The 25,521-nt window shown below is 42.2% G+C and carries 19 protein-coding genes; 16 read left to right on the plus strand and 3 right to left on the minus strand.

The features are described from left to right. Positions 1-240 precede the first annotated feature (240 nt). From MFF31_RS25190 to MFF31_RS10240, 6 genes are all read left to right on the plus strand, one after another. A complete protein-coding gene (locus MFF31_RS25190) occupies positions 241-6,888 on the plus strand; it encodes a glycine rich domain-containing protein (protein ID WP_282570440.1) in 6,648 nt (2,215 codons plus the stop codon). Positions 6,889-7,047: 159 nt separating this feature from the next. Further along, complete coding sequence (locus MFF31_RS10220) at positions 7,048-7,305, plus strand: hypothetical protein (protein WP_248565450.1); 258 nt, start codon at positions 7,048-7,050, stop codon at positions 7,303-7,305. A 353-nt stretch (positions 7,306-7,658) separates the two neighbouring features. After that, positions 7,659-8,735 carry a COG1470 family protein gene (locus MFF31_RS10225; protein ID WP_238187905.1) on the plus strand — a complete coding sequence of 359 codons (1,077 nt, stop codon included), beginning with the start codon at positions 7,659-7,661 and terminating at the stop codon, positions 8,733-8,735. Then, positions 8,716-9,858, plus strand: coding sequence for a WxL domain-containing protein (locus tag MFF31_RS10230; RefSeq protein WP_238187906.1), 1,143 nt, complete (start codon positions 8,716-8,718; stop codon positions 9,856-9,858). The genes MFF31_RS10225 and MFF31_RS10230 overlap by 20 nt, the downstream gene beginning before the upstream one ends. 210 nt (positions 9,859-10,068) lie before the next feature. Then, positions 10,069-11,625, plus strand: coding sequence for an ABC-F family ATP-binding cassette domain-containing protein (locus MFF31_RS10235; RefSeq protein ID WP_238187907.1), 1,557 nt, complete (start codon positions 10,069-10,071; stop codon positions 11,623-11,625). Positions 11,626-11,736: 111 nt separating this feature from the next. Continuing rightward, entirely contained in the window at positions 11,737-12,354 is a 618-nt protein-coding gene (locus MFF31_RS10240) for a LysE/ArgO family amino acid transporter (protein WP_238187908.1), read from the plus strand. 126 nt (positions 12,355-12,480) lie between these two features. On the opposite strand, the gene MFF31_RS10245 is transcribed toward MFF31_RS10240, so the two are convergent. Both MFF31_RS10245 and MFF31_RS10250 read right to left on the minus strand, forming a co-directional pair. Next, the gene (locus tag MFF31_RS10245; protein ID WP_238187909.1) at positions 12,481-13,476 is read right to left on the minus strand and encodes an N-acetylglucosamine kinase; all 996 of its coding nucleotides are present in this window, start codon (positions 13,474-13,476) and stop codon (positions 12,481-12,483) included. Positions 13,477-13,483: 7 nt separating this feature from the next. Then, complete coding sequence (locus MFF31_RS10250) at positions 13,484-14,779, minus strand: 6-phospho-beta-glucosidase (protein WP_238187910.1); 1,296 nt, start codon at positions 14,777-14,779, stop codon at positions 13,484-13,486. 244 nt (positions 14,780-15,023) lie between these two features. On the opposite strand from MFF31_RS10250, the gene MFF31_RS10255 reads away from it, so the two are divergent. Further along, positions 15,024-15,887, plus strand: coding sequence for a MurR/RpiR family transcriptional regulator (locus MFF31_RS10255; RefSeq protein WP_238187911.1), 864 nt, complete (start codon positions 15,024-15,026; stop codon positions 15,885-15,887). Positions 15,888-15,895: 8 nt separating this feature from the next. On the opposite strand, the gene MFF31_RS10260 is transcribed toward MFF31_RS10255, so the two are convergent. After that, positions 15,896-16,042, minus strand: a complete 147-nt coding sequence (locus tag MFF31_RS10260) for a hypothetical protein (protein ID WP_248565451.1) — start codon at positions 16,040-16,042, stop codon at positions 15,896-15,898. A 146-nt stretch (positions 16,043-16,188) separates the two neighbouring features. On the opposite strand from MFF31_RS10260, the gene murQ reads away from it, so the two are divergent. From murQ to MFF31_RS10305, 9 genes are all read left to right on the plus strand, one after another. Continuing rightward, positions 16,189-17,103, plus strand: coding sequence for an N-acetylmuramic acid 6-phosphate etherase (gene murQ, locus MFF31_RS10265; RefSeq protein WP_238187912.1), 915 nt, complete (start codon positions 16,189-16,191; stop codon positions 17,101-17,103). 55 nt (positions 17,104-17,158) lie between these two features. Then, positions 17,159-18,613: an ABC transporter substrate-binding protein gene (locus MFF31_RS10270; RefSeq protein ID WP_238187913.1), complete on the plus strand. Its 1,455-nt coding sequence runs from the start codon at positions 17,159-17,161 to the stop codon at positions 18,611-18,613. Between the two features lie 84 nt (positions 18,614-18,697). Beyond that, complete coding sequence (locus MFF31_RS10275) at positions 18,698-19,600, plus strand: carbohydrate ABC transporter permease (protein WP_238187914.1); 903 nt, start codon at positions 18,698-18,700, stop codon at positions 19,598-19,600. A gap of 20 nt (positions 19,601-19,620) precedes the next feature. Continuing rightward, positions 19,621-20,481, plus strand: a complete 861-nt coding sequence (locus MFF31_RS10280; protein WP_238187915.1) for a carbohydrate ABC transporter permease — start codon at positions 19,621-19,623, stop codon at positions 20,479-20,481. Between the two features lie 35 nt (positions 20,482-20,516). Continuing rightward, complete coding sequence (locus tag MFF31_RS10285) at positions 20,517-21,488, plus strand: GNAT family N-acetyltransferase (protein WP_238187916.1); 972 nt, start codon at positions 20,517-20,519, stop codon at positions 21,486-21,488. After that, a complete protein-coding gene (locus MFF31_RS10290) occupies positions 21,485-22,192 on the plus strand; it encodes a PIG-L deacetylase family protein (RefSeq protein WP_238187917.1) in 708 nt (235 codons plus the stop codon). The genes MFF31_RS10285 and MFF31_RS10290 overlap by 4 nt, the downstream gene beginning before the upstream one ends. A gap of 20 nt (positions 22,193-22,212) precedes the next feature. Continuing rightward, positions 22,213-23,352 carry an exo-beta-N-acetylmuramidase NamZ family protein gene (locus MFF31_RS10295; protein ID WP_238187918.1) on the plus strand — a complete coding sequence of 380 codons (1,140 nt, stop codon included), beginning with the start codon at positions 22,213-22,215 and terminating at the stop codon, positions 23,350-23,352. 18 nt (positions 23,353-23,370) lie between these two features. Beyond that, positions 23,371-24,294 (plus strand): N-acetylglucosamine kinase, encoded by a 924-nt coding sequence (locus MFF31_RS10300; RefSeq protein ID WP_238187919.1) that lies wholly within the window; start codon positions 23,371-23,373, stop codon positions 24,292-24,294. 34 nt (positions 24,295-24,328) lie between these two features. After that, the gene (locus tag MFF31_RS10305; protein ID WP_238187920.1) at positions 24,329-25,516 is read left to right on the plus strand and encodes an anhydro-N-acetylmuramic acid kinase; all 1,188 of its coding nucleotides are present in this window, start codon (positions 24,329-24,331) and stop codon (positions 25,514-25,516) included. Positions 25,517-25,521 lie beyond the last annotated feature (5 nt).

Raw genomic sequence — 25,521 nt, forward strand, 5'->3', positions numbered from 1 at the left:
TTAATATAATCCAATAGTCCTGATTTTTGTCATAAAAACATTCAATAAGTAGGTAAAATATGCTAGAGTATATACAGGAATGATTTAGGGTTTTCGAGATAAATAGGAAGTATTGGAAGGTCTAATATTTTATTATAGGAAAAAGTTGCGATTAGTAAGTTTTTCGGACTGGTGAGTACTGAATGAAGATATTCCAAAGGAAATGAAATATAGCCTGAATGAAAGAGAGGGTGCAAAGAAATGAAGAAATATGTAGCTATATTTTTAATATTTGTTATTCTGCTTTCGATTTTCTCTCAAGGCCCTACAAATACTGTTCAAGCTGTTGTATTAGGTGGGTCGGGATCTATACCTAGCGGAGGTACCCCAGGACCAAACGGTGGTGTGAATCTAAATGCAGTATATAGAGTAGGAATTGCGAAAGAAACGTTAAGCACTGAAAACAAGCTAGGGATTAATATGTCTAGGGAAAAGATAGAAGGGAAATTACAAAATCACTTTGGAAATCATTTTCCTAAAATGGATAGTTCCATATTATTTGCTCCGAAGGCTAACTACACGCAGAATGCAGTCATTGGATGGTATTCTTCGAGTGCTGGAGAAATGAACTTTGGAGAAAAGCCTCCTGCTTATATGGCAGCAAAATTAAGAGAGATTGGGAGTCCAGAAAGAAATGATTCTAATTTCTTTTCGAAGCTAAAAAAATATGCACCTTATAGTAAAGATGGAGAGAACATAAAAAAGTTAGCGAACGGAAAGTGGAAAAATGTAATTGATTGGAGCGGGGGGTGCGCTGATGGCTGTGCCAAGTATGCATCTCATATTTGGAATTGGATTTTAAGTGATCACAAACTTATTGAACAGAGAATTAAACAGTTTACATTCGACAAATATGCTGATGGGGATGGAATAGATGGCTATGAAGCTCGTTTGCATTATCTAGACCTCCTTATGACCCTTTATGTACTAGTGCCTAAAGAGGATGAAGCATTTTATGAATCTGAAATTAATAGATTTATAAGCAAGACCAAAATAGATACTAATCCTGTCCTTATAGCTATTGATACAGTATCCCGATATTCGGTTCCTAAGTATAGTTCAAAATATTTATTCATGCCTAGTATAGATTTTGTGTTATGGGCTCATGGTGCAACTCCGAAAGGCGACATTAGAGAATCTAGTTTCGATGCAACTGGCGTAAGCAGTAATACTAAAGATTTAATAAAGAAATCTGCAGATTTGTCGAAAAAAGAAATGCCTAGCAGGGACAGAATAACAGATAAGTCTGCCAAAGGTAACGGATTTGCTTATGGATATAACGGAGTAACCGGATATATGTTCAAAACCTCTTCTGGTCAAGGCGTTTGGAGCGGTAGAGGATCTGTGGACTTCGGAATTATGGAAGCGTTAAAGTTTAATAGCAGTGGATCTTATTATGGATTCATGATTGCTGGAGGACACCATAACCGATTAGATCCGGAAGAGGTTGATTGTAAATGTAGTCAAAAAGTATCTCTCAAGATGGATGAAAAGGCTGCTCCTTCATCTGACGAAGTCAAGACAGATAAAATTGGCAAGAAAATTAATATGCCTATTGATATAAAACAAACTGATGAGGTCATAAAACTGTGGGAACAATTTATAGCAGCTGAATCAGGTAGGACTGCTTTTAAGATGAAAGTAACTCTTCATAGAAACTATAGAGAAGGAGGCGATGGTACTCCTGCTAAATGGTCTAAGGAAGGGAAAATTCCTGATCCAGCGAAAGAGGTATCTGTAACTCCTGTACAACTATTAAAATACGTGAAAGGTCAGTCCCAACTCATGTATACGGATGATCTGATGAATTATGATATGCCTGAAGGGAGCAAAGTGACATTTGCTTATAATGCTTCGATAACAGTTAGTTGGACTGAGGATGGAAAACTTGAAACACTGACTTGTGAGAGTTTACTGAAAGAATCTCCTGAAATAACATTCTGGAGAGCTGAACCACCTCCACCAATAAAAGAGACAGGTAGTTATACGTCTGTCCCTGAATTTTGGTCGGAGATAAAAGAAGGTTCACCTTCAACTACTGGAACGGGCTCCAATGAAACATTTGAAGCTATGGCTGGAACTCCAACAACGCGAAGCCTATATTTCGCATCTGGTGGTTCTGAGTTTATAGTGGATGTTGAAGTAGAATACGTTCCTGAGGCTGAGTCAACTAGAACCTATAGAGCGTTCTATTCTGGCGGAGTGCCTAGTGAATTCAAAATAGGAGATCAAGCGAAAAATTACACAGTACCATCTCCAAGCGGCGCTTCCTCAGAAAGCTTAACAGTTAATGGTCATCAGGGTGGAACGGTTACTGCTACTTGGACTGGAACATTGCCCTACACAGGCTCTGTAACTTGGGGAGATCACTGGACAAATGTAAATAACAAATGGGATTATGGTGATTATAATACGGCTAAATCGCAAGCTTCTGCTTGGGCTGGCGCTGTAAATTCTTTTAAAATAACCCATACAGCAGCTAGTGATAGTAAGGAAAGAAGCTTCATCAATTGGGGAGCATCAATAACTAATGATCGCAAAGTAGAGCCTGCTGGTTGGGCTAATGCAGGAAGTGCTGCTGTTCCATGTTCTGGAACACCTTGTGTTGGCGGCAGACCTAAAGTACCGTCTAGCGGGCAAAACGGAAGCCCGGGTACGTATACGATAACTGTTGAGGGCAAACTTCCTGCAAAAATTATAGATGGTCCATCCTCTACCTATGATTTACCAATGGTAGAGGATAAGTGGAAACAAAAAATCACTTATGATTACACTAAAATTACGAAAGCAAACGTTTGGAAATTGGACAAATCAAAAGTAAATGGAATGACCATGTTAACAGGTACAGAGGATTTGACCGCTTCTATTGTACAAGGAGATCCTACTGTTTTCTTTAACATTGCTGAAGAGGGGAAATTACCTACTAAGGCTAGTGAAGAGGGCAGGCTTCGGTATTCTATAGAACCAAATCAACATGATGAGGTCGTTTGGAATTTAGGTCGTAGAACAAATAAAGATGACGGTAATGGTGATAATGGATTAATTTCTGGACCTGGACAGACAGCTGATTGGGCCAAAGGTATTATCTATAATAACTATAAGGAATACAGTGAAATTCCTGATTATCATATTCTAAATTCTACAGAAGATGATAAAAAAACGGTGGAATTTAACAAATTCAAAGAGCTTAGAACAGAACCGGTAGAGGTAACAGCAATATCTGATTTCTTAGTCTTGCAAACATCCTCTGGTGATCAGTCTGTCATGTATTTTGAAAAGACATCGAGTCCTGTGGAGCCGCAAAGGCAAGTAGATATACCCAAAACATCTTTTAATGTCCAGTGGACTAGCAACAAAAATTCAGCGGCAGATTGGTTGCCAGATAAAATAAATATAGGATCGTATAACGGCAACTATCAAAATCCGAACACCAAATATTCAGGATATGATAACAGCAAATTAGAAACGATATTTGATAAATACCCTGCCGGTATAAATAAACCAGCAAGGCCTAGCTCCTCTTTAAGATTAATGGAGACGAATGTGAATCCTATTGTTACAAATCCTAATGGTTTGTATGTAACAGGAACGTCTTCTGTTTTCTACAAGTTGTTGATAAAAGAAGGAAAAGGACTGACACCTTATTCGACAGCGGTTGATGGGGATTATGGAGAAGCGGGCGTTTCTTTCATGAGTAATTATTCTGATTCTCATAGTAAGGTCAATGATATTGTCCTTCATAATCCAGTATCAGTAGAGAAATCTATTGTTAAAGCACTATCTGCTGAAAGAGATCAAAGAACAACTGAATCGAAAGCTATAGGTGGAAATCTACAACCACCAACCATTGAATATGAAAAGATTCTTAAACCCGACTACAGACAAAATATATTGTCTAATGGTGACGCGGAGTTTCTTAATACCAAAGGGTCAGTAGCTGGATGGCAAACATGGACTGCTGCTCCTCCCTCAGATGTAACGTTTACGAGTAGTAGAATAGGTGACGATGACGAGTGGGTTATGAATGGGAAAAGCTCATTTGAAATATATACTACTCCGAATAAAAATATTGATGCAGTATATTACAAAGATGTGACAGTCAAGCCGAATACGAATTACAAATTTACAGGAGATATTAGCTGTCACAGATGTGAAGGATACTTCTACATAGATATATATGGGGCAGATACTAACAAAGCTGCATCTACTGTAAGAAGTACAACTGCTGTTAATACCGGTGCTAAGCATAATAAAGAATTAACCTTTACTACCCCTGCCGATGTGTCAAAAGTTAGAGTGCATATCGTAAAAGGCAAAAGTAGTGGCGGGCAGAATGTAACAGAACATGTTTTTGCTGACAATTTATCTTTGCAAAACATGTCCTTGCAGGAGTTTATACCGGTCGATCCTATATATGGTTACGAACTAGTTAAGAATCCAGACTATAGTACTGCTCCAGAGGTGTTAGACTTTAAATTTACTGGAAGTGCAGAAGAATTTGTAGCTCCTAGATCAGGTAGTTACAAGTTTGAAGTATGGGGAGCAGAAGGAGGTACTTCAGGGTTTGGTGGTAAGGGTGGTTACTCTGTAGGTTCAATGAATCTAAATAAGGGTGATAAGTTATCTCTCCATGTCGGAGGTCAGACTGGATGGAACGGTGGCGGATCAGGGCATGGTAGAATTACTGACTCTGGTGGTGGTGCTACTGATATAAGAAAGGGTGGTACAGGTTTAAATAACCGAATAATCGTCGCCGGTGGTGGCGGAGGTTGGGGAAGTAGAAGTGGTATTAATGGAGGAGTTGGTGGAGGTTCTTCCGGAGGCAGAGGTAAAGACGGAGCAGATAACCGTAAAGGTGCAGAAGGTGGTACACAAACTTCAGGAGGTTCAGGAGGTTACGGTTTAACAACTGGTGGTGCAGGAGTACTAGGAGTCGGAGGAAGTAATAATGCGGGTTCTGGCTCAGGAGCAGGTGGTGGTGGTGGAGGTTACTACGGAGGCGGTGCCGGAGGTAGTGATTACTCAAGCTATGACGACTTAGATGATGGAGGCGGTGGTGGTGGTTCCGGTTATGTAGAAGGTCTAACTGGAGGATCTACAATTGCTGGAGATCAATCGATACCTAATCCGTCTGGTGGGAATCAGACCGGACATTCGGGAAATGGATTTATAAGGATTCATTCACCAATAGGTGCGAATGTCCCAGAATACATTGAAGTGGAAACGATGCTGGATTCTGGATCATCCGTTCCTCCGGAGGATGCCTATATAACAAAAAAAATTGAAACTTCTCCAACCGCTCCAGTTAACGTACCTGGTTTAGGGAAATTCGAACCAGGGAACTTTATTAACTTGGATTACGGATTCCAGATATTCTTCCCGAATAATGGGAATTTTTTCGGGGATGGTGCATGGGGTATTCCAAATGTGACTGCTAATCGCGGTAAAGGGTTTGTAGATAATATGGATACTACAGAATGGACACAGTCTAAAGCTGTAAAGTTCGATTTTAATGTTATCTATGATGGTCAAACACATGCCGCAGGGGAATGGATAGATCTACCTGTCATCTGTAATGATTTTAGTTGTATGTATGATTTTTATCTTCCATTAGGTAATAGGGAAGCGATAAGTGCTTTAGTTGAATTTCAAGCTATAGCGATAAATGGGGACACTCTTGAACCTGGAGCAAAGCCTACCAATAAGGTCAGAGATGAAGCGCTACAGGCTCTTCATAGTGCCTTAAAGAGCTTTAACATTGATATAGTAGGTAGAATAGGAAATCTAGTCATAGAGGATACTGGAGATTTCAGGTTCTCTAACCTGTTCAAGCAACCGATGTACCCAACAAAGTGGCTTGTGCAAAATCTTGTTAAGAAAGTTGATCCTAACAAGCAAAACGCAATAGTTGGGGATATTGTGGACATTAGAGGCGAAAAGATTCAAGATGTAAGGAATTATTTAAACACTTATGGATTATTAACGCATTTGAATCGAGAACCAATACCTTTACCTCTATCTCCTGAGAAGAACAATATAGCTGCCCTGCGTAAGCAACCTATGCGTTTAGGTTATAAAGTTTTTTCTGATGTTCAGACAATAGGCAATTATTATGGAAGTATGCAGATCATACCTCGATATTATGCACTTAATCTAAAAACAGGTGATATAAAAGAAGTAGATGTGTATATGAACGTTGGCGGAAGTTACAAACCGATAAATAAAAGTAGCAGGGGTGAAACGGGTTATAAACCGGAATCTATCCATAAATTTAATTATACTTTGGATTGGGATGCGGAACATGGCAGGAGAAATTATGATGTATTCGAAGCCAATGTGACCAATACAGTGATGGAGTATGCGAATACGAATGATCCAGGAGATGAAAAATCATTAGAGCAGCCTTTTGGAGACCGGTTTCCTTTTGGTTCTGCTGATATTATGAATCTGACGGGTAGAAATAGAACATTTATCGGATCAACCAGAACCAATGGGGATGATAAAAATCCTGGTGGAGCGATACCTACTGAATTATTCAACATGCAAGCTCAGCGTTGGCACTTCACCTATGGGTTACCTTCATCTGCTGTAGTAGTTGAAAAAAATGAGAAGCCCACTCAAGATAACATTGACACCTATAGAAACAACAAGACTGTCATTCTAATGGCTGCGGATATTAATGCTTATGGTGACACTTACGCCTTAAAATATGGATCACCAAGTCAGAATACGACAGTCGAAATTGCGGGGACGTCTTGGCCTATTGAAAAAATTCCATACCCAGTACTAAATGTCTATTCTGCACACAAATCAGCAGCCGATGATCTAGAAATTTCAGGTACGCACTAATGTAGAAATGTAATATGTTTAGATTTATAGAACAGTAGAAGAGGAGGGCAGAACGAAAACCTGTCCTCTTCTATTTGTTTTATGAAAGAGAAGTCGTAGAGAAACATAAAAGGAAATTAAGCAATCATGGGAAGAGAAAAGAATGATGAATAGCGAGAGGTGAAGAAAGAAATGCCGGAAGAAGTACCAGCTAACCCACATGAGGTTACAACAGATGAAAATCAAGATTCATCATGGGGTGTAGATTATACTGAATTGCAAAAAAGCTATGTAGAAATTCCGGCAGAAGCAATACTAACGAAGAGTCAATCAACTGAAGGTTCTGCCGGGATATTAGAATATGTGTTGTGGATATCAGTAGCTCTAGTCGTAATTGCTGGAATTATAGTCGTAATCATTAGGAAGAGGTATCGATAAAAAAAGAGGATTTTTGATTACATATAAGGAGTCAGTCATAGACGGATGCCGTCGTGGTTGGCTTTTTTTCTTTTCTCTCATGGAAATTTGCTTGGGGTTAAATCAACTATTGTTGCATGATGCTAGATTAGTCTAATAGTCCCGATTTTTGTAATAAAAAGTATTTATACTCAAGGGAAAGTGTGTTAAAGTTAAGAAAAATAAGCTTTAAGTCCTTGTTAATAGGTGATTTCATATAGAAAGTACTGTGAATAAAGTAATGTAATGACGATTTTTAAAAATGAAATAGTTAAATGGTTGCAAAGTTTAATTGGTTCTATTTAACTATTTTTAAATGCACATAGGAGTGCGCGATGAAAAAAACAGTATTGCTATTCATTTTTCTATTTTTTTACTACATTGCAAGCGTAAATGCTGAATCTATACAAGGAGAACCCCCAAAAGCTTCATTTTCTATGGTTGGGCTAGAATCTGAAAGTGACTCTATTTTTATGGTGAATTCCAAAGCAGGTTCATCATTATCTTTTAAGGTGAGGGTTAACAACATTAGTGGCAAAGCGTCTTCATTTAAGATCTATGCAACTGATGTGCTGCCGACATTAAGAGGGGGATGGAGTTATCCTGCTAGCTCCGATTCAAAGATTCTGGTAGGTTCTTGGTTTAAAGAAGTTGTAATGGAAGGTACCTTGCAACCAGGAGCAGGAGCAACTTACGCTTTTACTATGGATATTCCGGGAGACGTTAAAGATGGTCAATACATAGGGGCTATTGTGTTGGAAGAGTTTATCCCTGCACCTACAATAGCAGCTAATTCCGAAATGGCTATCGTATCTGATATGTATATAAGACTGCCAATTCAGACAGTCGTGAACATAAACAGGGATAAAGCAATTCATAAGATGGAAGTGAATAATGTTTATCATGAAATAGGAGGAGACGGTCTCGTATCTATTTTTATTCCACACCATAATTTAGGTACGATTTTGGAAAAGCCTTCTGGAACACTGACATTGAAAAATTCATCAGGCGATGTTGTGAAGTCAGAACAATATGCGATGGACTCCGTGTATGTTGGTACATCAGGATTATATGATATGAGGGTATCAGATGTTTTACGTCCAGGCTCCTATAACTTAAATTACACAATAAATTATCAAGACATTGAGTTGAAGGGTGAATATAAGTTTAAACTTGCTGCTGAAGAAGTCATATCTGCCCTTGATAAGGCACAGCAGGTCGGGAAGACTCACAAGAGCTGGCTTTTAGAAATACTGTATTTGTATTGGATATGGGTTCTAGTAATTCTTACAGTAATAATTATTTTATTGCTTATATTCGTAATACTTCTAATTAGGAGAGGGAGAGAGAAGAAGTTTGTTGCAACATCTATTAAACAAGGGGAAATATTCGATGCGAATGAAAGTAATTAGAGTTCTTCTAGTGTTTAGCTTAATCCTTACCGTCATCACTCCAATGTCTGTATTTGCTACTGCCAACATTGTAGACAACGGGGGATTTGAATCGTTCACCTCGGGTAGCACTGCTGATGGATGGAAATTTAGTTCGGAAGGATCGCCAGCTTCGTTTATAGCCGAAGTTTCATCAGCATCCGTGTCAGAGGGTATTTATTCTCAAAGACTTTCTCATGACGGTACTACCCTTTTGAATCAAAAATTGGAAATTGGTAATAACATTAATACAGGCTTCACAGCAGGGCAACCTGTGAAGTTTACATTTAAAGCGAATGTAACTTCATTAGTATGGGCGAAGCTTCGCGCAAAAGTGGAGTTTTATAATGTAGCAGGGCAATACATCGGTCGAGGCGTAGTAGACATCACATCTTCGACATCTGGCTTTTCTGAATTTGAGCTGACCACTGTATTGCCAGCGGAGACTGATCATATCACAGTTAAATTTGAATCGATCATTACTGCGGACGGCGGCTACTACAATCTTTATTTAGATGATGTGAAACTGAATAAGGTATTGGCTTCAGGAAATCAAACTCAGGTAGGAGTACTGAGCGGAGAACTTGAATTTAGCACCATCTCGGGATCGTTTCTAAATGTAGATCTCGATAACGAAGCTGTAATGAGAACAAATACAACCTCTACAGTACGTATTAGTGATAACCGAGGTACTGGTGCAGGATGGGCGGTAAAAATTTCAGCTACAGACTTTTTGAGCGCTAGTCTTCCAGATCCATCATCTGCAGGCAACGCATCGTTCGTTCTTAAAATCCCCATCTCGTCTTTAAGTTTGGAATCATCTAACATTGACTATGTATCAGGACAACCTATTGATCCCGTGAATGGTCCGCTAGCTGCTAGCTTTACAGTTAGCAATGCGAGCCAAACTGTAGTTAGAGCGCAACCTGGATTCGGTATGGGAGCTTACAACGTTCCTATCCATTATACACTTGTGCTGCCGAAGGCATTAGAAATTGCAAGTCAATCCGGAACGGGCAGCAAATTTAGCACGGGTCAGCTTGTAGGTACTCGTGCGGGCTTCTACACAGCTACACTAAACTTCACTATTGGAGAAGGATTATAAGTATATTCGCCACGTGTCCAAGCATTATGGACATTAGAATGGTCGGAGCTCCTCAATTGGGGACTTCGGCCTTTGCTGATTAATAGTGTTTTACTGGTAGACTTTTATAATAACTATAGATTGAACGTTTTTGTGGTACAATGGTACGGGCAATTAGAGAGATTTGTAAGTTTTTAATTAATGTGTATATATGAATGGAGATAAAGATAAATGAGTTTGTTGACTGTTGAGCAATTATCGCATACGTTTGGCGATCGGGTATTGTTTAGAAATGTGTCTTTCCGTTTGCTTGAGGGTGAGCATGTTGGGCTAGTTGGTGCGAATGGTACAGGTAAATCTACACTTATGAATATTTTGACTGGTAAGCTATTGAAGGACGAAGGCAAGGTGGAATGGACACCACGTGTTCGTTACGGTTATTTGGACCAACATACAAAGCTTGAAGCAGGTAAAACGATCAGAGACGTTTTGAAAGATGCATTTTTGCCTTTGCTTTTATTAGAAGAAGAGCTTAACGCTATTACTGCACAGATGGGCGATGCTGATTCAGATACGTTGGAGCAGCTATTAGAGCGTATGGGAGAAATCCAAGAGGAACTTGAAATTGGTGATTTCTATTTGATCGATGTGAAAGTTGATGAAATGGCTAATGGTCTCGGCTTAAACGCAATTGGACTTGATCGCGACGTTACGGCACTAAGCGGTGGACAGCGGACAAAGGTTCTTCTCGCCAAGCTTCTGCTTGAGAAACCGGGAGTGTTATTGCTGGATGAGCCTACGAACTATTTGGATGAAGAGCATATTAACTGGCTCACTCATTATTTGAAAAACTATCCGCATGCGTTTGTTCTTATTTCTCATGAAACGGGCTTTATGAATGGGGTTGTCGATGTTATCTACCATCTTGAATTTACGAAGATGACGCGTTACTCGGCTAATTATGAGAAGTTTCTGGAGATGGCTGAACTGAACAAAGCGCAGCATATTGACGCTTACGAAAAGCAAATGGACTTTATTAAGAAGCAAGAAGAATTCATTCAAAAAAATAAAGCGCGCGCTTCAACCTCAGGACGTGCGAAGAGCCGTGAAAAGCAACTCGACCGTATCGATCGCATCGATAAGCCTGAAGAAGCAGCAAAGCCGACCTTTAATTTTAAAGAGTCCAGGTCAAGCGGAAAGACCGTGTTTGAAGCAGAGGGAATGGTTATCGGCTACAATAAGCCGCTTCTTCCTAAAATGGATATGGTTATTGAGCGAGGCGACAAGATTGCGATCGTAGGTTGTAACGGCGTAGGTAAATCAACGCTTCTTAAGACGATTTTGGGTGTTATTCCTCCACTTGAAGGCAAAACTTATCTTGGCGATTATTTATCCCCTGCTTACTTCGAGCAGGAAGCCAAAGCTCCAACGATGACTCCGTTAGAGGACGTGTGGGATGAGTTTTCCTTTATGAACCAGCATGAGGTTCGGGCAGCTTTAGCCCGCTGTGGTCTTAAGAATGAACATATTACACGAGCTCTTAATCAGCTCAGCGGTGGAGAGCAGGCGAAGGTTCGTCTTTGCAAGTTGTTGATGCGAGAAAGCAACTGGATTTTGTTCGATGAGCCGACGAACCATTTGGACATCGTCGCTAAAGCCGAATTGAAACGTGCGTTACAAGCATACAAAGGTACAGTTGTACTCGTCTCTCATGAACCTGATTTCTATGAGGATTGGGTAACAAAAACATGGGATGTAGAAGCGTGGTCCATGGAGAGCGTAAAGTAATAGACGGGTGAAATAAAAGATTTGAATACATCGCTACAGAGGACGAAAACTCTGTGCGGTGTATTTTTTGCAACTTGCATTAACAAAATTTTAGTAGAGAGGGAGAACATTATGTTGGGGGCTATTCTTCATGGAATCGTATTAGCTTTCGGGCTAATACTTCCCCTTGGTGCGCAAAACGTATTTGTGTTTAATCAAGGGGTTTCTCAGCCCAAGTTTAGAAGGGCAATTCCAGTTGTCATTACAGCAGCACTTTGTGATACTATACTCATTCTATTAGCAACGCTTGGGGTCTCAGTCATTGTATTATCTGTTCCTGCCCTGCAAACAGTCATATTTACTGTTGGACTCTTATTTCTTCTTTATATGGGGTGGTCTATTTGGCGGAGTGTTCCTGAGAATCTAAGTCAACAGGAAGGTGCTATGTCGCCTAAGAAACAGATCATGATAGCTATTTCAGTTTCTCTTCTTAATCCCCATGCAATTCTTGATACAGTAGGTGTCATTGGAACTAGTTCTCTGAATTATTCAGGTTCAGAAAAGATAGCATTTACTGCAGCATGTATTATTATTTCTTGGCTTTGGTTTCTAGGGCTTGCGATAGCAGGGAAAGTTGTTGGAAACTTTGATACGAAAGGCAAACTTCTAAAAGCAATAAATAAAATATCAGCTATCATCATTTGGGTAGTAGCACTGTACATAGCTATTGAACTGTTTAAGATGTTCTAGAGTAGAAGACGCTAATCGCACCACAACTCGAAAAAGGAGCTGTTCTCAAGTGGATTTTAACTTGAAAATAGCTCCTTTTTATAATGTGATCATTTATGCTAACTAACTCAATCAGGAAGCCCTCAGTTAGCTCACCGCACTAATCACTTTCTTCCGTATCTGTTCATCAACAGGACCACTCAAAGTTAATTCCAGCGCCCACAAAACAGCCCCGGCTGCGGGTGGAACTTCTAATAATGTATAGCGGCATGCGCGCCCCGCAAGCTCATCAACATAGCGCTTATAGAGATCGCGCATGACTGGTGATTCCGCCTTTACCCAGACAGAGCCTGCCATAATGATGTCGACGGGCTCTGTTCCGAAATCTAACTGACGCAAGCATCCTGCTGTCGAATAAGCCATTTGCAAGGCAGACTGGCTTACGATGTTCATCGCAACAGTATCACCTTTTTCTGCGGCAGCAAATAGTAGAGTTACTAGTTCCGTATTAGGAAGTTTACGTGCAACCATGCCTTCCAATGCACGCTCCATAAACCGCTCTTTGTTCGGTACACCAAGCAGCTTCATAACGGGTGCAGCCAGAGTAGTCTTCGGTCCTAGTCGGTAAAACGAGTCGTAGATTGTACGAATTACTCTACGCGCTAGGAAGAAGCCACCGCCTTCGTCACCTGCTAACTCACTGCCAACGCCGCCAACTTGTAATCTCTCACCGCTCGGGGAGATACCACCTGTACAAGCGCCAGAGCCATTGATGGAGCAGATGCCATAACCCTTATTACTGCCAGCTTTGATGCCAAGGAAAGAATCGTTGTCCATTGCATAGTGAGTGAAGCCCATTCTCTCAATGATCTCGTTAAGCTTCTCTTTCTGTGAAGGAATGTCTGCCCCGGCAAGTCCGAAAGCACCAGCAGCAATGTCTTCCATCGACAGCCCATTGCGGGAAAGTAACAGACCGATTTGTTTATTCATCTCTTGCCATGCACTTTCATAGCTGCCTGGGAATTGTTCATGACTGCAAGTGCCAGCACGAATATGATCCTTGAACTCACCGTTCATATGAAACAAATAATAATCCGTTTTGCTATTCCCGCCATCAACACCGATTACAAACTGCTTAGCCATAACGTTCTCATTCCCCTTGAACAAATTGCGGAAGATAATCCCGATGTGCTTCTTTTAATTCGTGGAAGCAATCATATGCAGTCTGATAGTCAGCAACGAGAGGGTTCATCATAAGTGCTCTCATTGCCGCTTCTTCGCTGCCCTCTACGGCTGCTGCAACAGTCTCACGCTCGTAAGCTTTTATCATGCGCATATAGTCGATAATATGGCGATTGTTGAACTCTGATAGACGAACCGGCTTAGCACCGTCTTTGCCGATAATTGCGCCGACCTCAATTGCATCGGTATCCTCCATGAACGGAAGTGCGCCATTGTTAAGCAGATTGACGACATGGTATTCTTGTTTATCATTAAAGATAGCGTCTACTAGACTGATTGCGACTTCGGAGTAGTTAGCTCCGCCACGCGAAGAGAGTAATTTAGGTTTCGAATGAAGTTCCGCATTGGAGTAGATTCCCAGAAGCTCTTCTTCGATATCCATACATTTTTCACCGCGTGTTTGCTCGCTTTCTTTCAATAGCTTCAGCTTCTTGTCTTTAAAATAGTAATATTCCATATAGGAAGAAGGGATCGCGCCTACAAGTTGGACTAGCTCTTTACTAAAACCGCTGGATGGTATGTTTTTCATCGTCTCGCTATTCAGACCCATTTCTAAGGCATCTTTCAAATAATCCCTGCCATCATGCTCGATAGCAGTTATCCAGCTCAGATGATTTAGTCCAACATATGTGAGGTTAGCTTCTGGTAGCTCTAACGTTTCACGGATACTCTTGTACATGTTATATGGAACGTTGCACAGACCTAACATTTTGACATTTGTATGATTAAGAACGGCTTCAGTAATAATGCCCGCTGGGTTAGAGAAGTTAATGAGCCATGCATCTGGACAAAGGACTTCCATACGTTTAGCAATATCAAGCACGACAGGAATGGTGCGCATCGCTTTGAAAAATCCGCCAATACCGCATGTTTCTTGCCCAATCAAACCATATTTAAGCGGAATTTGCTCGTCCAGAACACGTGCTGGCAGCTTGCCTACACGAATTTGTCCAAGAACAAAGTTAGCTCCACGAAGTGCATCATCCAAATTTTGAGTTTTGACCACTTTGCAGTCCATACCGGCTGCTTCTACCATTCGCTCGCATAGACCGCCTACAATATCTAGTTTTCTTTCGTCAATATCCATAAGTGCAAGCTCATAGAGAGGTAAGGCATCTTTGCGCTTAATGATGCCTTCCATCAGCTCAGGTGTATAGGTGCTTCCTGCGCCAATAATCGCGATTTTCAACTTGTTGTTCATCATTTTCACTCATCCTTTGCCACAATTGTTAGAGAGCTATGAACCTATTTGCAACGTTATTATAGCACGCACCATTCCGTCCAACAATTAAAATTGTAATAAATTAATCATTTTGATAAAAAGTTTTGAAATAAAATTTTATTCGTGTAAAATATCCTTATATTGCAAAGTAGGAATAATACTTGTAATTTGTTAGTAATACGTATACTATTTAGTTGCGAAAATATGAAGCGGCAGGGAGCGGCACATGGCGATAAACGATAACGTGTTGATCAAAATTCGGGACCGCAAGGACAGTCTTACACCTGTCGAGCGATTAGTTGCCGAATATATTTTATCCAACAAAGAAGAGATTCCACATCTCTCTATTAAGAACCTGGCCCAAGCCAGCAAGACAAGTGATGCATCGGTTCTTCGCTTCTGCAAAACGATGGGCTACAATGGCTATCGTAGTTTTATCGTCAGCATCTCTGCATCACTGGGCTCTATGGATGATGATTCTGGAGACCAGTACACCGACATTCAACCAGGCGACGAATTGCATACAATCATCTCTAACATAAGCAGGAACAATATTCGTTCAATCGAAGATACGCTTAGCGTGCTTGATCGTAGTGCGGTAGCACGCGCTGTAGAGGCGCTTCGTACGAGCAAGCGAATTATTTTTTTCGGCATAGGGGCGTCGGGACTCGTTGCTCAAGATGCAGAGCAGAAGTTTACTCGTATCAATAAAATTTGTCATGCCTTCACAGACGGACATAGTCAGCTTACTGCTGCTGCCTTGCTATCGAAGGATGATGTAGCGATTTTTATATCCAATTCAGGTGATACGATTGAAATTTTGGATTCGCTCGAAATCGCGCACAAAAACAATGCACATATCGTTGCTATTACAAAGTACAGCAAGAGTGAATTGTCCGATCGGGCAGACACGCTTCTGAGCATTTCTACACCGGAGATATCGATTCGAAGCGGAGCGATGGGTTCGCGTATTGCGATGTTAACGATTATCGATATGTTATTTGCTGGTGTTGCAAGTGCTGACTATCAGCAAGTGAAGAAGTATTTGTCCAAGAGCCATAATATCATTGCTAATAAGCGCAGAAGATAGAGGCGGTATTACGTCGCTGATAGAAGTTGCAAAATAGAGCGAATAAAGACGACATTCAATCCTGTTTTTACAGGCATTGGATGTCGTTTTTTTCTTTTAGCAACTGCTTCGACAGCGGTCGTAATTTCACAATAAGGATCGATATAAAATTCCAATAATTTATTTCACGGTAAAAATTTATTTCAAAATGTATTGACGAGATTGAAATAAATTGCTTAATATAGAACTATGTTAAACCAAAGAAACGAATCGATCAGACGGGTTATCGTAACCTAAACATGATCACGTAAGGGGAATCACTATGACTGACTATCTTGCAAGTTTAACGACGGAGGGGATTAATTCCGAAACGAGCATTATCGATGAGCTGACTACAGAACAGATGCTAACACTCATTAATGGGGAAGATGCATTGGTTCCAGCGGCTGTGGCGGCAGAAACGCCAAACATTGCCCGTGCAGTGGAAGCGCTTCATCGAGTGTTATCGAATGGCGGAAGGATGTTCTACATCGGTGCAGGGACATCGGGAAGACTTGGCGTACTTGATGCTTCGGAATGTCCACCTACCTTTGGAACTGATCCAGCACTCATACAGGGACATATTGCAGGCGGAGATATTGCACTGCGGGTTGCTGTTGAAGGTTGCGAGGATGACGGTGAGGAGGGTAAACTGCTTATCGACCGCATCGGAGTGACGAACAAGGATGCTGTCATCGGAATTTCAGCAAGTGGAAGTGCAGCATTCGTAATTGAGGGATTGCGAAGAGCTGGTGAGATTGGTGCAGTTACGATCTGTGTGGTTAACAATAAAGGTACAAATCTAGAAGAAGTAAGTAATATCTGTATTGCTCCAGTTGTAGGTCCAGAGGTTATTTCAGGTTCAACAAGGATGAAGGCAGGAACGGCGCAGAAGCTTGTACTTAATATGCTGACAACTGGCACGATGGTGAAGCTTGGCAAGACCTATAACAATCTTATGGTTGATATGAAGGCAAGCAACAAAAAGCTGTATGTTCGGGCATTGCGCATGGTCAGAATAACAACTGGCGTCGATCATCAGGAAGCAGAGACAGCTTTGCAGAAAGCATCGCTAGATTGCAAGTTAGCCATTATGATGATTAAGTCCGGATTAGAAGCTGATGAAGCGAAAAAAGCATTGGCCGAAAGTGGTGGCAGCCTGAAAAAGGCTATACGCATCTGTTCCAAAGCGATTTAAGGGGCTTTGCTGGATGTGAGCATATAGAACTTAAATTAAAGGGAGGATCTTAGCAATGAAAAGAAAAACAAGATTTGCTGCAACAGCACTAGCTCTTATGTTATCTGTCGGTTCATTAACTGCATGTAGTTCAGGCAACAACAAACCTGCTCCAAGCAATTCGCCTAACTCTAACAGTACATCAAGCCCGACTGACGCAGGTGGTGCGAAAGACACGATTACGGCCTTGCTTCCGCCAGTGTCTCCAAACTATCAAAAGAACTTTAAGCAAATGGAAGAAGATTTCAACAAGCTTTATCCTAACCTAACATTAAAAATTGAACCTGCAAGCTGGGAAGACATGACTCAGAAGCTGGATACGCAAGTAAATGCGGGCAGCCCTCCTGATCTTGCTTTCATCAACTCTGAAGGTATTTCGAAATATGCACAAATGGACATGGTGATGGACATTAGTGATGCAGTAACACCAGAGATGGTTGCTGACTTCGACGAAGCACCACTTTCTTATATGAAGAAAGACGGTGGATTGTTCGGTCTTCCAGCATACATGGAAGTTCACGCAATCGGCGGTAACAAGCAGTTCCTAGAAGAAGCAGGTATCGACTGGAAGAAAGTGCAACAAGAAGGTTGGACTTATGATCAATTCCGCGAAGCAATCAAAAAAGGTGTTGTTCAAGAAAACGGAGCAACTTCCCGTTATGGCTTCGTATTTGCAACATCAGGTGTTGCAGCTAGAGACTACTTAGGTATACTTGTGAAGAATGCTGGTTTGCCTTCACCGTTCACAATGGATCATAAGTACACGTACACAAGCAAAAACTTCCTTGAAGTTTTGAAAGCGGTTCGACAAATGATCGACGATGGTTCCATGCCGAAAGAGCTTAGCTCCGTTGACGCTGGTAAACGTTGGAACATGTTCCTGACTGGTCAAACGATGATCACAGGTAAAGGTCTAGCCGTATTCGAAAACTCTGCTAATGCTAATAACAAGAAAATTGACGCTAACGACGGCAGTGCAGTTGCTAACAGCGTTAAAGTAGAATATATCGTATTGCCGCTTCCATCTTTCGGTGAACATAAGCCAGTATCCCATGCAGTTGTTGACGGCTATGTAGCTTTCCGTGGTAAAAAAGCTCCAACAGATGAGCACAAAGCAAATGTAGCTAAAGCAGCTTATTTCCTAGCATCTGGTCAAACATCAGCGACAACAAACAGCGATCTGTTCGCAGCGTTTATTACTGATAGCGCTCGCAAAGCAGCTGAAAGCATGGAGTCCACTCGCAACCCGGACAACATTGCAGCAGTTGACAAAATGCTAGAAAATGCAGCACCAGCTCGTCCAGACATCCCAACAGATCTTGGTGCTAAAGCGATCAAGGTTGAGACAGAAGTTATCATTCCTAAGCTGCAAGCTTTGCTTGCTAATGAAATTACACCAGAACAAATGCACGAAGCAGTTACTAAAGCTGCTATCGAAGCATTCGGTGCAGACGGAGTAGTAAAAGAGTAGGTTAACACTCGGATAGCCGCTCCTTGATCGGGGCGGGCTATCCGATCTACGTTTTGAACTGTTATTGGAAAGGAGTCCTGCAGCATGGCTCGAGCAAAATCGACTAAAAACTTTCGCTTAAATAAAGGAGACGGCCTGTGGGCTTATGGCTTTATCGCCGTTGCTCTTATCGTTTATGCACTTTTTACAGCTTATCCCGTTTTGAGCGCCTTTATTATTAGTTTCCAAGAGTACAAACCGTTAGGCTCCACTTATGTAGGGCTAGACAATTATGCAGCTATCTTTAAGAGTGAGCTTTTTGGAAAAGCGATTTGGAATACGGTTGTCTATACGATTTTAACAGTACCTGTTGCACTCATTCTTTCATTCGGCGTTGCAATTATGATTATGCCGCTGAAGAAGTGGGCGCAAACAACATTTAAGGCAGTCTATTATTTGCCTGCTGTTGCGTCAGGTGTAGCATTATCGGTTGTATGGCTTTGGATCTTCGATCCAATGGCAGGCGGTATGCTTAATCAGCTAATCGGATTTTTCGGCATTGATAGTCAGAACTGGCTAGGTTCCAGCTCTACGTCTATGTTTTCACTTGTATTAATGTCATGGCTCTCTAGTCATGGTACTAGCATTATCATTTATGTAGCTGCCTTGCTTGGTATTGATGAGAGTTATTATGAAGCAGCAGATATTGATGGTGCATCGTTCTGGCAGAAGATGTGGCATATCGTTATCCCATGTTTGAAGCCAACGACACTATTCCTATTAGTAACTGGTGTAATCGGCTCATTCCAAGTTTTCCAGAACGCTTACCTCATGACAGGCGGTGGACCGGATCATTCAACAACGATGGTTGGACTATTGGTCTTCGATACAGCGTTCAAATATTTCGAGTTCGGCGCAGCAGCAGCTCAATCGCTTGTGCTTGCACTTATTATCGGCATTATCGCGTTTATCCAGTTTAAGTTTCTGGGTAAAGACGTGGAATATTAAAGTAGAAGGAGGGGCTCGACTTGGCCTTATTTAACAACCATTTGGGAAATCGCGCAGCCAGATATACTCGTAATACCATTATAGTTGTCCTCCTTCTACTATTTGCGATTGCGACATTATTTCCAATCTACTTTATGATTATGTCGTCTTTCGGGGATCCGGTAGAAGCAGGAGCAATCAGTTATTCTCTCTGGCCAGGTAAGTTTTCTTTGGATTCGTACAAGTTTTTCTTCGACTATAGCGAATATTCGTATCGTTGGATAGGGAACTCGCTAATTGTTGCAACCGTTACAATGATCTCGAATGTCATATTCGCTACGATGGCGGGATATGCATTTGCCAAACTTCAGTTTAAAGGCCGCAACGTACTGTTCGCAGTATTGCTATGTGCCATGATGATTCCGTATCAAGTGACGCAAGTGCCTCTTTATATTCTGATCGTTAATATTTTCGAGATTCAAAATACGTATGAAGCACTTATAATGCCTTCGTTAGTTACGGTATACAACATCTTCCTTGCGAAGCAGTTTATGAGTTCGATTCCGAAAGAGATATTGGAAAGCGCTAAAGTAGAAGGTGCAAACCAATTTAAAATTTTTGTTAAAATTATTATGCCGTTGTCCAAAACGGTTATGGCCGTTATGGCGATTCTGACGTTTATGGAAGCATGGAATACATTCTTCTGGCCATTCCTTGTGACGAACACAATGGATATGCAAACGATTCAGGTTGGTTTGAAAAACTTCCGTTTTGCAAACACAACATATTTTGCACCGATGATGGCAGGTGCGACAATCTCGGCCTTGCCAATGTTTATTCTCTTCTTTAGCCTACAGCGTTACTTCTTGGAAGGTGTAACAGTAGGTGCGGTTAAAGGTTAATCCGCCTCACAATGGGTGATCGAAGGAGGAACACAATGATTGCGACTTGGCATGACCGCTATACGCACGAAGTAATCGCCTTATGGAACGAAGAGGCGGTGAAGGATGGCTATAAGGAAATGACAGAGGAGTCCTTTAATAGAATCTTCTTGCGCAATACGTACTTCGATGCAATGAACACATTCGTATGGCTTCAGGACGGCCGGGTGCAAGGGTTCGCATGCGGCTGTACTGGCAATGATCTGCCTCTTGGCGATGTAGCAGGTTATATTACTTGTATCGTTCTGAGGAAGAACTACCGTACGGATGAACGTTTCAAACTAATGTTAGATGTAATGGAGCTTAGGTTCCAAGAGCTTGGCAAGAAGCAGGCTGAGGTACTTTTCTTTAATCCCATGCAACTACCATGGTATATTCCTGATACAGCCCGGCATGAGCATAATAATGCGCCGGGCTTTCCCGTAGGGAGCAAGCTGCATATGTTTCTAACCTCTGTGGGGTACAAAGAGCGTGCGACGCAGTGTGCAATGTATTTGTCACTTGATGGATTTCAAGTGCCAATGAATATTGTGTCTAAGGAAGAAAAGGCGGCTGCTCTCGGATATCGAGTAGAGTTGTTTGATGGGAAGATTCATCGTGGAATGGATGAACTGTTAACGAGCTTCAATAACCTTTTATGGCAGAAAGAAATTAGTAGAAGTGTTAAGGAAGGTGTTCCAGTTGTTATTGCCGCTTTCAATGACCGTGCTGTTGGTTTTGCTGGCCCTGTCATTAAGGGGGAAGATGGCCGCGGTTTTTTTGCTGGTATCGGTGTTCATCCTGAGCACGAGGGACACGGATTAGGCTCAAGTTTGTTTTTTAGGTTATGTGAAGCGTTCGAGAATATGGGTACAGAGTATATGTCGCTTTATACAGGAAGTAATAATCCTGCCATTCGCATCTATGAAAAAGCCGGATTTGCGACGGTGAAAACATTTGCGGTCATGAGAAGGGAGCTTACACAATGAGTGAACGTAAACCGATTACGATATTGGGGATTGGTGCCCATGTAGGTGACGTGGAGTTGGTAGCAGGGGGCGTTCTCGCCAGCCATTTTCTGAAGGGTGACAAAATAGCGACGCTGGCGCTAACAGCAGGTGAGCGTGGAGTACCGGACTTTCAAGATGTAAATGAATATCGCGAACAGAAAATTCGCGAGGCTCACACTTTTGCAGGAATGCTGGGTGGCGAGGCTCGTGTATTTGACATTCCAGACGGAGAAATCGAAGACGATCAAGCAATTAGACTTCGTGTATGTGACGTTATTCGTGAAGTAAAGCCTGATATCATCATTACACATCATTGCAATAGTATGCATAAAGATCATGCTACTACACATCGGATTGTAAACGATGCAAGATTTTTTGCGGGTTTGCGTGCAATGGAAAGAGAGTTACCTTCACACTTTGCACCTAAGCTCTATTACGGCGAAAACTGGGAAGATGCTGTCGACTATGTGCCCTATGTCTATGTTGATTTTAACCAAGAGGCGTTTGATCTATGGATCGAAGCGTTATCTACACATTGGTTCGTGACGGGCAGCAAGTCATTTAATTATATGGACTATTATAAGTCACTGGCACGAGTTCGCGGTCTTGAGGCGAGAAAGGAATACGCGGAGACGTTTATGATTCCAGCAGAGACGATGCGACTGCGTCAATCCGAGCTGTAAATTCGGACGAGGTGAATAATATGATTCTAAACGGTATCGATTCAATCTCCAAATACGCTCATTTATTTCAAGGTAAGCGTATTGGGCTAATTACTTCTCCAACGGGACTGGGGAACGATTTTCGATCGACGATTGATATTTTGCATGAGAAGTTTCATCTCGCAGCGATGTTTTCACCCGAACATGGTGTTCGAGGTGACTTGGCAGCAGGTGCTTTAGTAGATACTTATATTGATTCTGGAACAGGTGTCTCGGTGTACAGTCTTTATCGGAAGGATTCCAAAAGACTGACAGCGGAAATGCTGGATGCTGTTGATATCGTTGTATATGATATTCAGGATGTCGGTACACGCTATTATACGTTTATTTATACGATGCTTTATGCGCTCGAGGATTGTGCAACAGCGGGTAAGCCATTTGTTGTGTTAGACCGTATTAATCCTCTTGATGGTGTAACAGTGGAAGGCAATGTGCTGAAGAAGGAATTTCAGTCGTTCGTTGGTAATTATCCGCTTGCTGTCCGTTATGGATTAACAGCTGGAGAAGTTGCAACAATGGCGAATGAAGAGATGGGTTGGAATGGAGAACTTCATGTTGTTCGCTGTGAAGGTTGGGAACGAGCAATGAGCTTCTCTGAGACGGGAAGAGCTTGGATTCCACCATCAATGGGGATACCTCGCTTCCATACGGCGCTGCTTTATCCGGGTACTTGCTTGTTCGAAGGGACGAATCTTTCAGAAGGGCGAGGAACGACGGCACCATTTGAGATGATCGGAGCACCATATATAGACTCGCAGCGGCTATCTGCAGAGATGAATGCGAAGCGACTTCCGGGTGTATATTTCCGTCCTGCCTACTTCAAACCGACGTTCTCGAAACATGAGGGAGTGATATGCGGCGGTGTCTATGTTCATGTTTTGGATGAGCGGGCTGTCCGTACAGTAGAGACGGGAGTTAAGCTGTTGTTCACGATCAAGGAGATGTATTCGGAATTTGCGTTTCTCCCTCCTGTTCGAGAGAATGGAAGACCATTTATCGATCTATTATGCGGAGATCAAGTTTATCGGAATGAGTCTGTGGACGTAGATGCTCTGTTGCAATCATTTGAAGAGGAGAGTCGTGATTTTGGAGAGCGGAAGAAACAGTTCCATCTCTATTGATATTGGAGTGATAGATAGATGAGATATGTTGCGGGATTGGATGGCGGAGGGACGAAAACTGCAGTAACCATTGCGGATGAGCAGGGAATGATTGTGGGAACGTTCGTGGCGGGACCACTTAACTATAACGGGCAAGATGAGGCTAGTGTGAGAGTTACTCTTGCAGAGATTTGTGAAGAGATTGGACTTAGATGCAATAACGATCTTAATGCATGTGTAGCCATCTGTATTGGTGCAGCGGGTATAAGCAACCCTGTTGTCAAAGGGCGATTGACTTCGGGGCTGAGAGAGAGTGGCTACACTGGTAATCTCGTTCTATTAGGTGATCATGAAACAGCTCTATGTGGTGCACATGAAGGACGCTACGGAGTTATTGTTATTGCAGGGACAGGTTCGATTTGTTACGGCCGGAATATGTCAGAAGATGTACATCGAGCGGGCGGCTTCGGGCATCTCATCGATGATGAAGGAAGCGGATATAGCATTGGTCGGGACCTGCTCTCTGCGCTTGTTAGAGCTTCGGATGGACGGGAAGAGCCGACGATTATTTCTAAACTTGTATATGACCAACTAGAATTAAGTACAGTACAGGAAATTGTCGGTTTTGTTTACGATAAGGGGAGAAACAAAAAAGACATTGCCGCTCTTGCCTCCTTACTTTCAGTCGCTTGTGATGCTGGTGATGTTGTAGCTAAGCGCATCGCAATTAAGAGTGCTAATGCGCTTGTTGAGCTTGCTTCTGCAACGGTAGATAAGTTGGGAATTCAGAATGGTGAGCTTGCTCTTCTCGGTAGTGTATTACTTAACAATCGTCAAATACGCCAGATATTCAAGACGCGCATGCAAGAACGATATCCAAGACTGAACTGTATCGAAGCGAAACAAGATGCATCCTATGGTGCAGTGCTGCTTGCACTGGACAGCTTTCAAGCTGAGATGTAATTCGAGGGGATATAGACGGGAGCGTGGGAGATTCATGTTACAGTGGACGAATAATAAGCCTTATGTTATTGCGGTTGGACTTATGTCAGGAACATCACTCGATGGCGTTGATGCTGCTGTCGTACAAATCGAAGGATCTGGTTTGGAAGCAAAAGTTAAGCTTTTACACTACTACACAAGACCTTATGATGATGCGCTACGAGGGAGAATAAAGGAGCTTTGCGACCCTGAACATTCGGATGTTTCCAAAATATGCGGCATGAATGCCTATATTGGGGAACTGTTCGCTGATACAGCACTGGAAGCGGTGCTAGAGGCGGGAATTCCGCTCGATGAGATTGACTTCATAAGCTCGCATGGACAAACGGTTTGGCATATGCCGGAATCTTCCGCCCATGATCCATTTTTAGTGAGATCGACCCTACAACTCGGAGATTTATCCGTTATCGCGAAGAGAACGGGAAGATTGACTGTTGGCGATTTCCGCCCAGCAGATATGGCCGTAGGTGGTCAAGGTGCGCCGTTAGTTCCTTATGGCGACCTTATCTTATTCGGGGATCAGAGCAAAGGACGATTGCTGCAAAATATTGGTGGCATCGGAAATTGTACAGCATTGCCGCCTGGAGCTAAAGCAGAGGATGCATTCGCCTTCGACACCGGCCCTGGTAACATGATCATTGACCAAATTGTGCATACGTTGACAGATGGCAAAATGAGCTATGATGCAGAAGGAGCCTGGGCGGCATTAGGCACGCCGGATGAACTGTTGCTAGCAGAGCTGCTCGATCATCCGTATTTCGGAATGCCTGCTCCAAAGTCGACTGGTCGAGAGCTATTTGGCGAGGCTTACACTGCTGATTTCCTTAATCGTGCTGTTGCACGCGGGATTGCTGCTGCTGACATTGTTGCGACGGCTACTGCGTTCACAGCGCATACAATCGCTAATGCGTGTAAGGAAATTGTGTTGCCTCGATGTCAAATCGATGAAGTAATTATAAGTGGAGGGGGCGCACATAATCGCACCTTGCTTACCATGCTTGCCGCTTTGCTACCTGAGCAGAAGATTATGAATGCAAGTGCACTTGGACTTGCAGATGATGCGAAGGAGGCAGTTATTTTTGCACTGCTTGGGCACGCATTCCTACATGGAAATACGAACAACGTGCCAGCAGCTACAGGAGCATCACGTCCGACAATTATGGGCAAGCTTGCGCTGCCTTAAATAAA

It is taken from the genome of Paenibacillus sp. L3-i20, assembly GCF_022180385.2.
GTDB lineage: Bacteria > Bacillota > Bacilli > Paenibacillales > Paenibacillaceae > Pristimantibacillus.

Bases quoted from the DNA above. Each gene is read 5' to 3' on its own strand.
- MFF31_RS10225 (WP_238187905.1), top strand. From the start codon at position 7,659: ATGAAAAAAACAGTATTGCTATTCATTTTTCTATTTTTTTACTACATT.
- MFF31_RS10270 (WP_238187913.1), top strand. From the start codon at position 17,159: ATGAAAAGAAAAACAAGATTTGCTGCAACAGCACTAGCTCTTATGTTA.
- MFF31_RS10235 (WP_238187907.1), top strand. From the start codon at position 10,069: ATGAGTTTGTTGACTGTTGAGCAATTATCGCATACGTTTGGCGATCGG.
- MFF31_RS10295 (WP_238187918.1), top strand. From the start codon at position 22,213: ATGATTCTAAACGGTATCGATTCAATCTCCAAATACGCTCATTTATTT.
- MFF31_RS10275 (WP_238187914.1), top strand. From the start codon at position 18,698: ATGGCTCGAGCAAAATCGACTAAAAACTTTCGCTTAAATAAAGGAGAC.
- MFF31_RS10245 (WP_238187909.1), bottom strand. From the start codon at position 13,476: ATGGCTAAGCAGTTTGTAATCGGTGTTGATGGCGGGAATAGCAAAACG.
- MFF31_RS10255 (WP_238187911.1), top strand. From the start codon at position 15,024: ATGGCGATAAACGATAACGTGTTGATCAAAATTCGGGACCGCAAGGAC.
- MFF31_RS10250 (WP_238187910.1), bottom strand. From the start codon at position 14,779: ATGATGAACAACAAGTTGAAAATCGCGATTATTGGCGCAGGAAGCACC.
- MFF31_RS10300 (WP_238187919.1), top strand. From the start codon at position 23,371: ATGAGATATGTTGCGGGATTGGATGGCGGAGGGACGAAAACTGCAGTA.
- murQ (WP_238187912.1), top strand. From the start codon at position 16,189: ATGACTGACTATCTTGCAAGTTTAACGACGGAGGGGATTAATTCCGAA.
- MFF31_RS25190 (WP_282570440.1), top strand. From the start codon at position 241: ATGAAGAAATATGTAGCTATATTTTTAATATTTGTTATTCTGCTTTCG.
- MFF31_RS10230 (WP_238187906.1), top strand. From the start codon at position 8,716: ATGCGAATGAAAGTAATTAGAGTTCTTCTAGTGTTTAGCTTAATCCTT.
- MFF31_RS10290 (WP_238187917.1), top strand. From the start codon at position 21,485: ATGAGTGAACGTAAACCGATTACGATATTGGGGATTGGTGCCCATGTA.
- MFF31_RS10240 (WP_238187908.1), top strand. From the start codon at position 11,737: ATGTTGGGGGCTATTCTTCATGGAATCGTATTAGCTTTCGGGCTAATA.
- MFF31_RS10305 (WP_238187920.1), top strand. From the start codon at position 24,329: ATGTTACAGTGGACGAATAATAAGCCTTATGTTATTGCGGTTGGACTT.
- MFF31_RS10285 (WP_238187916.1), top strand. From the start codon at position 20,517: ATGATTGCGACTTGGCATGACCGCTATACGCACGAAGTAATCGCCTTA.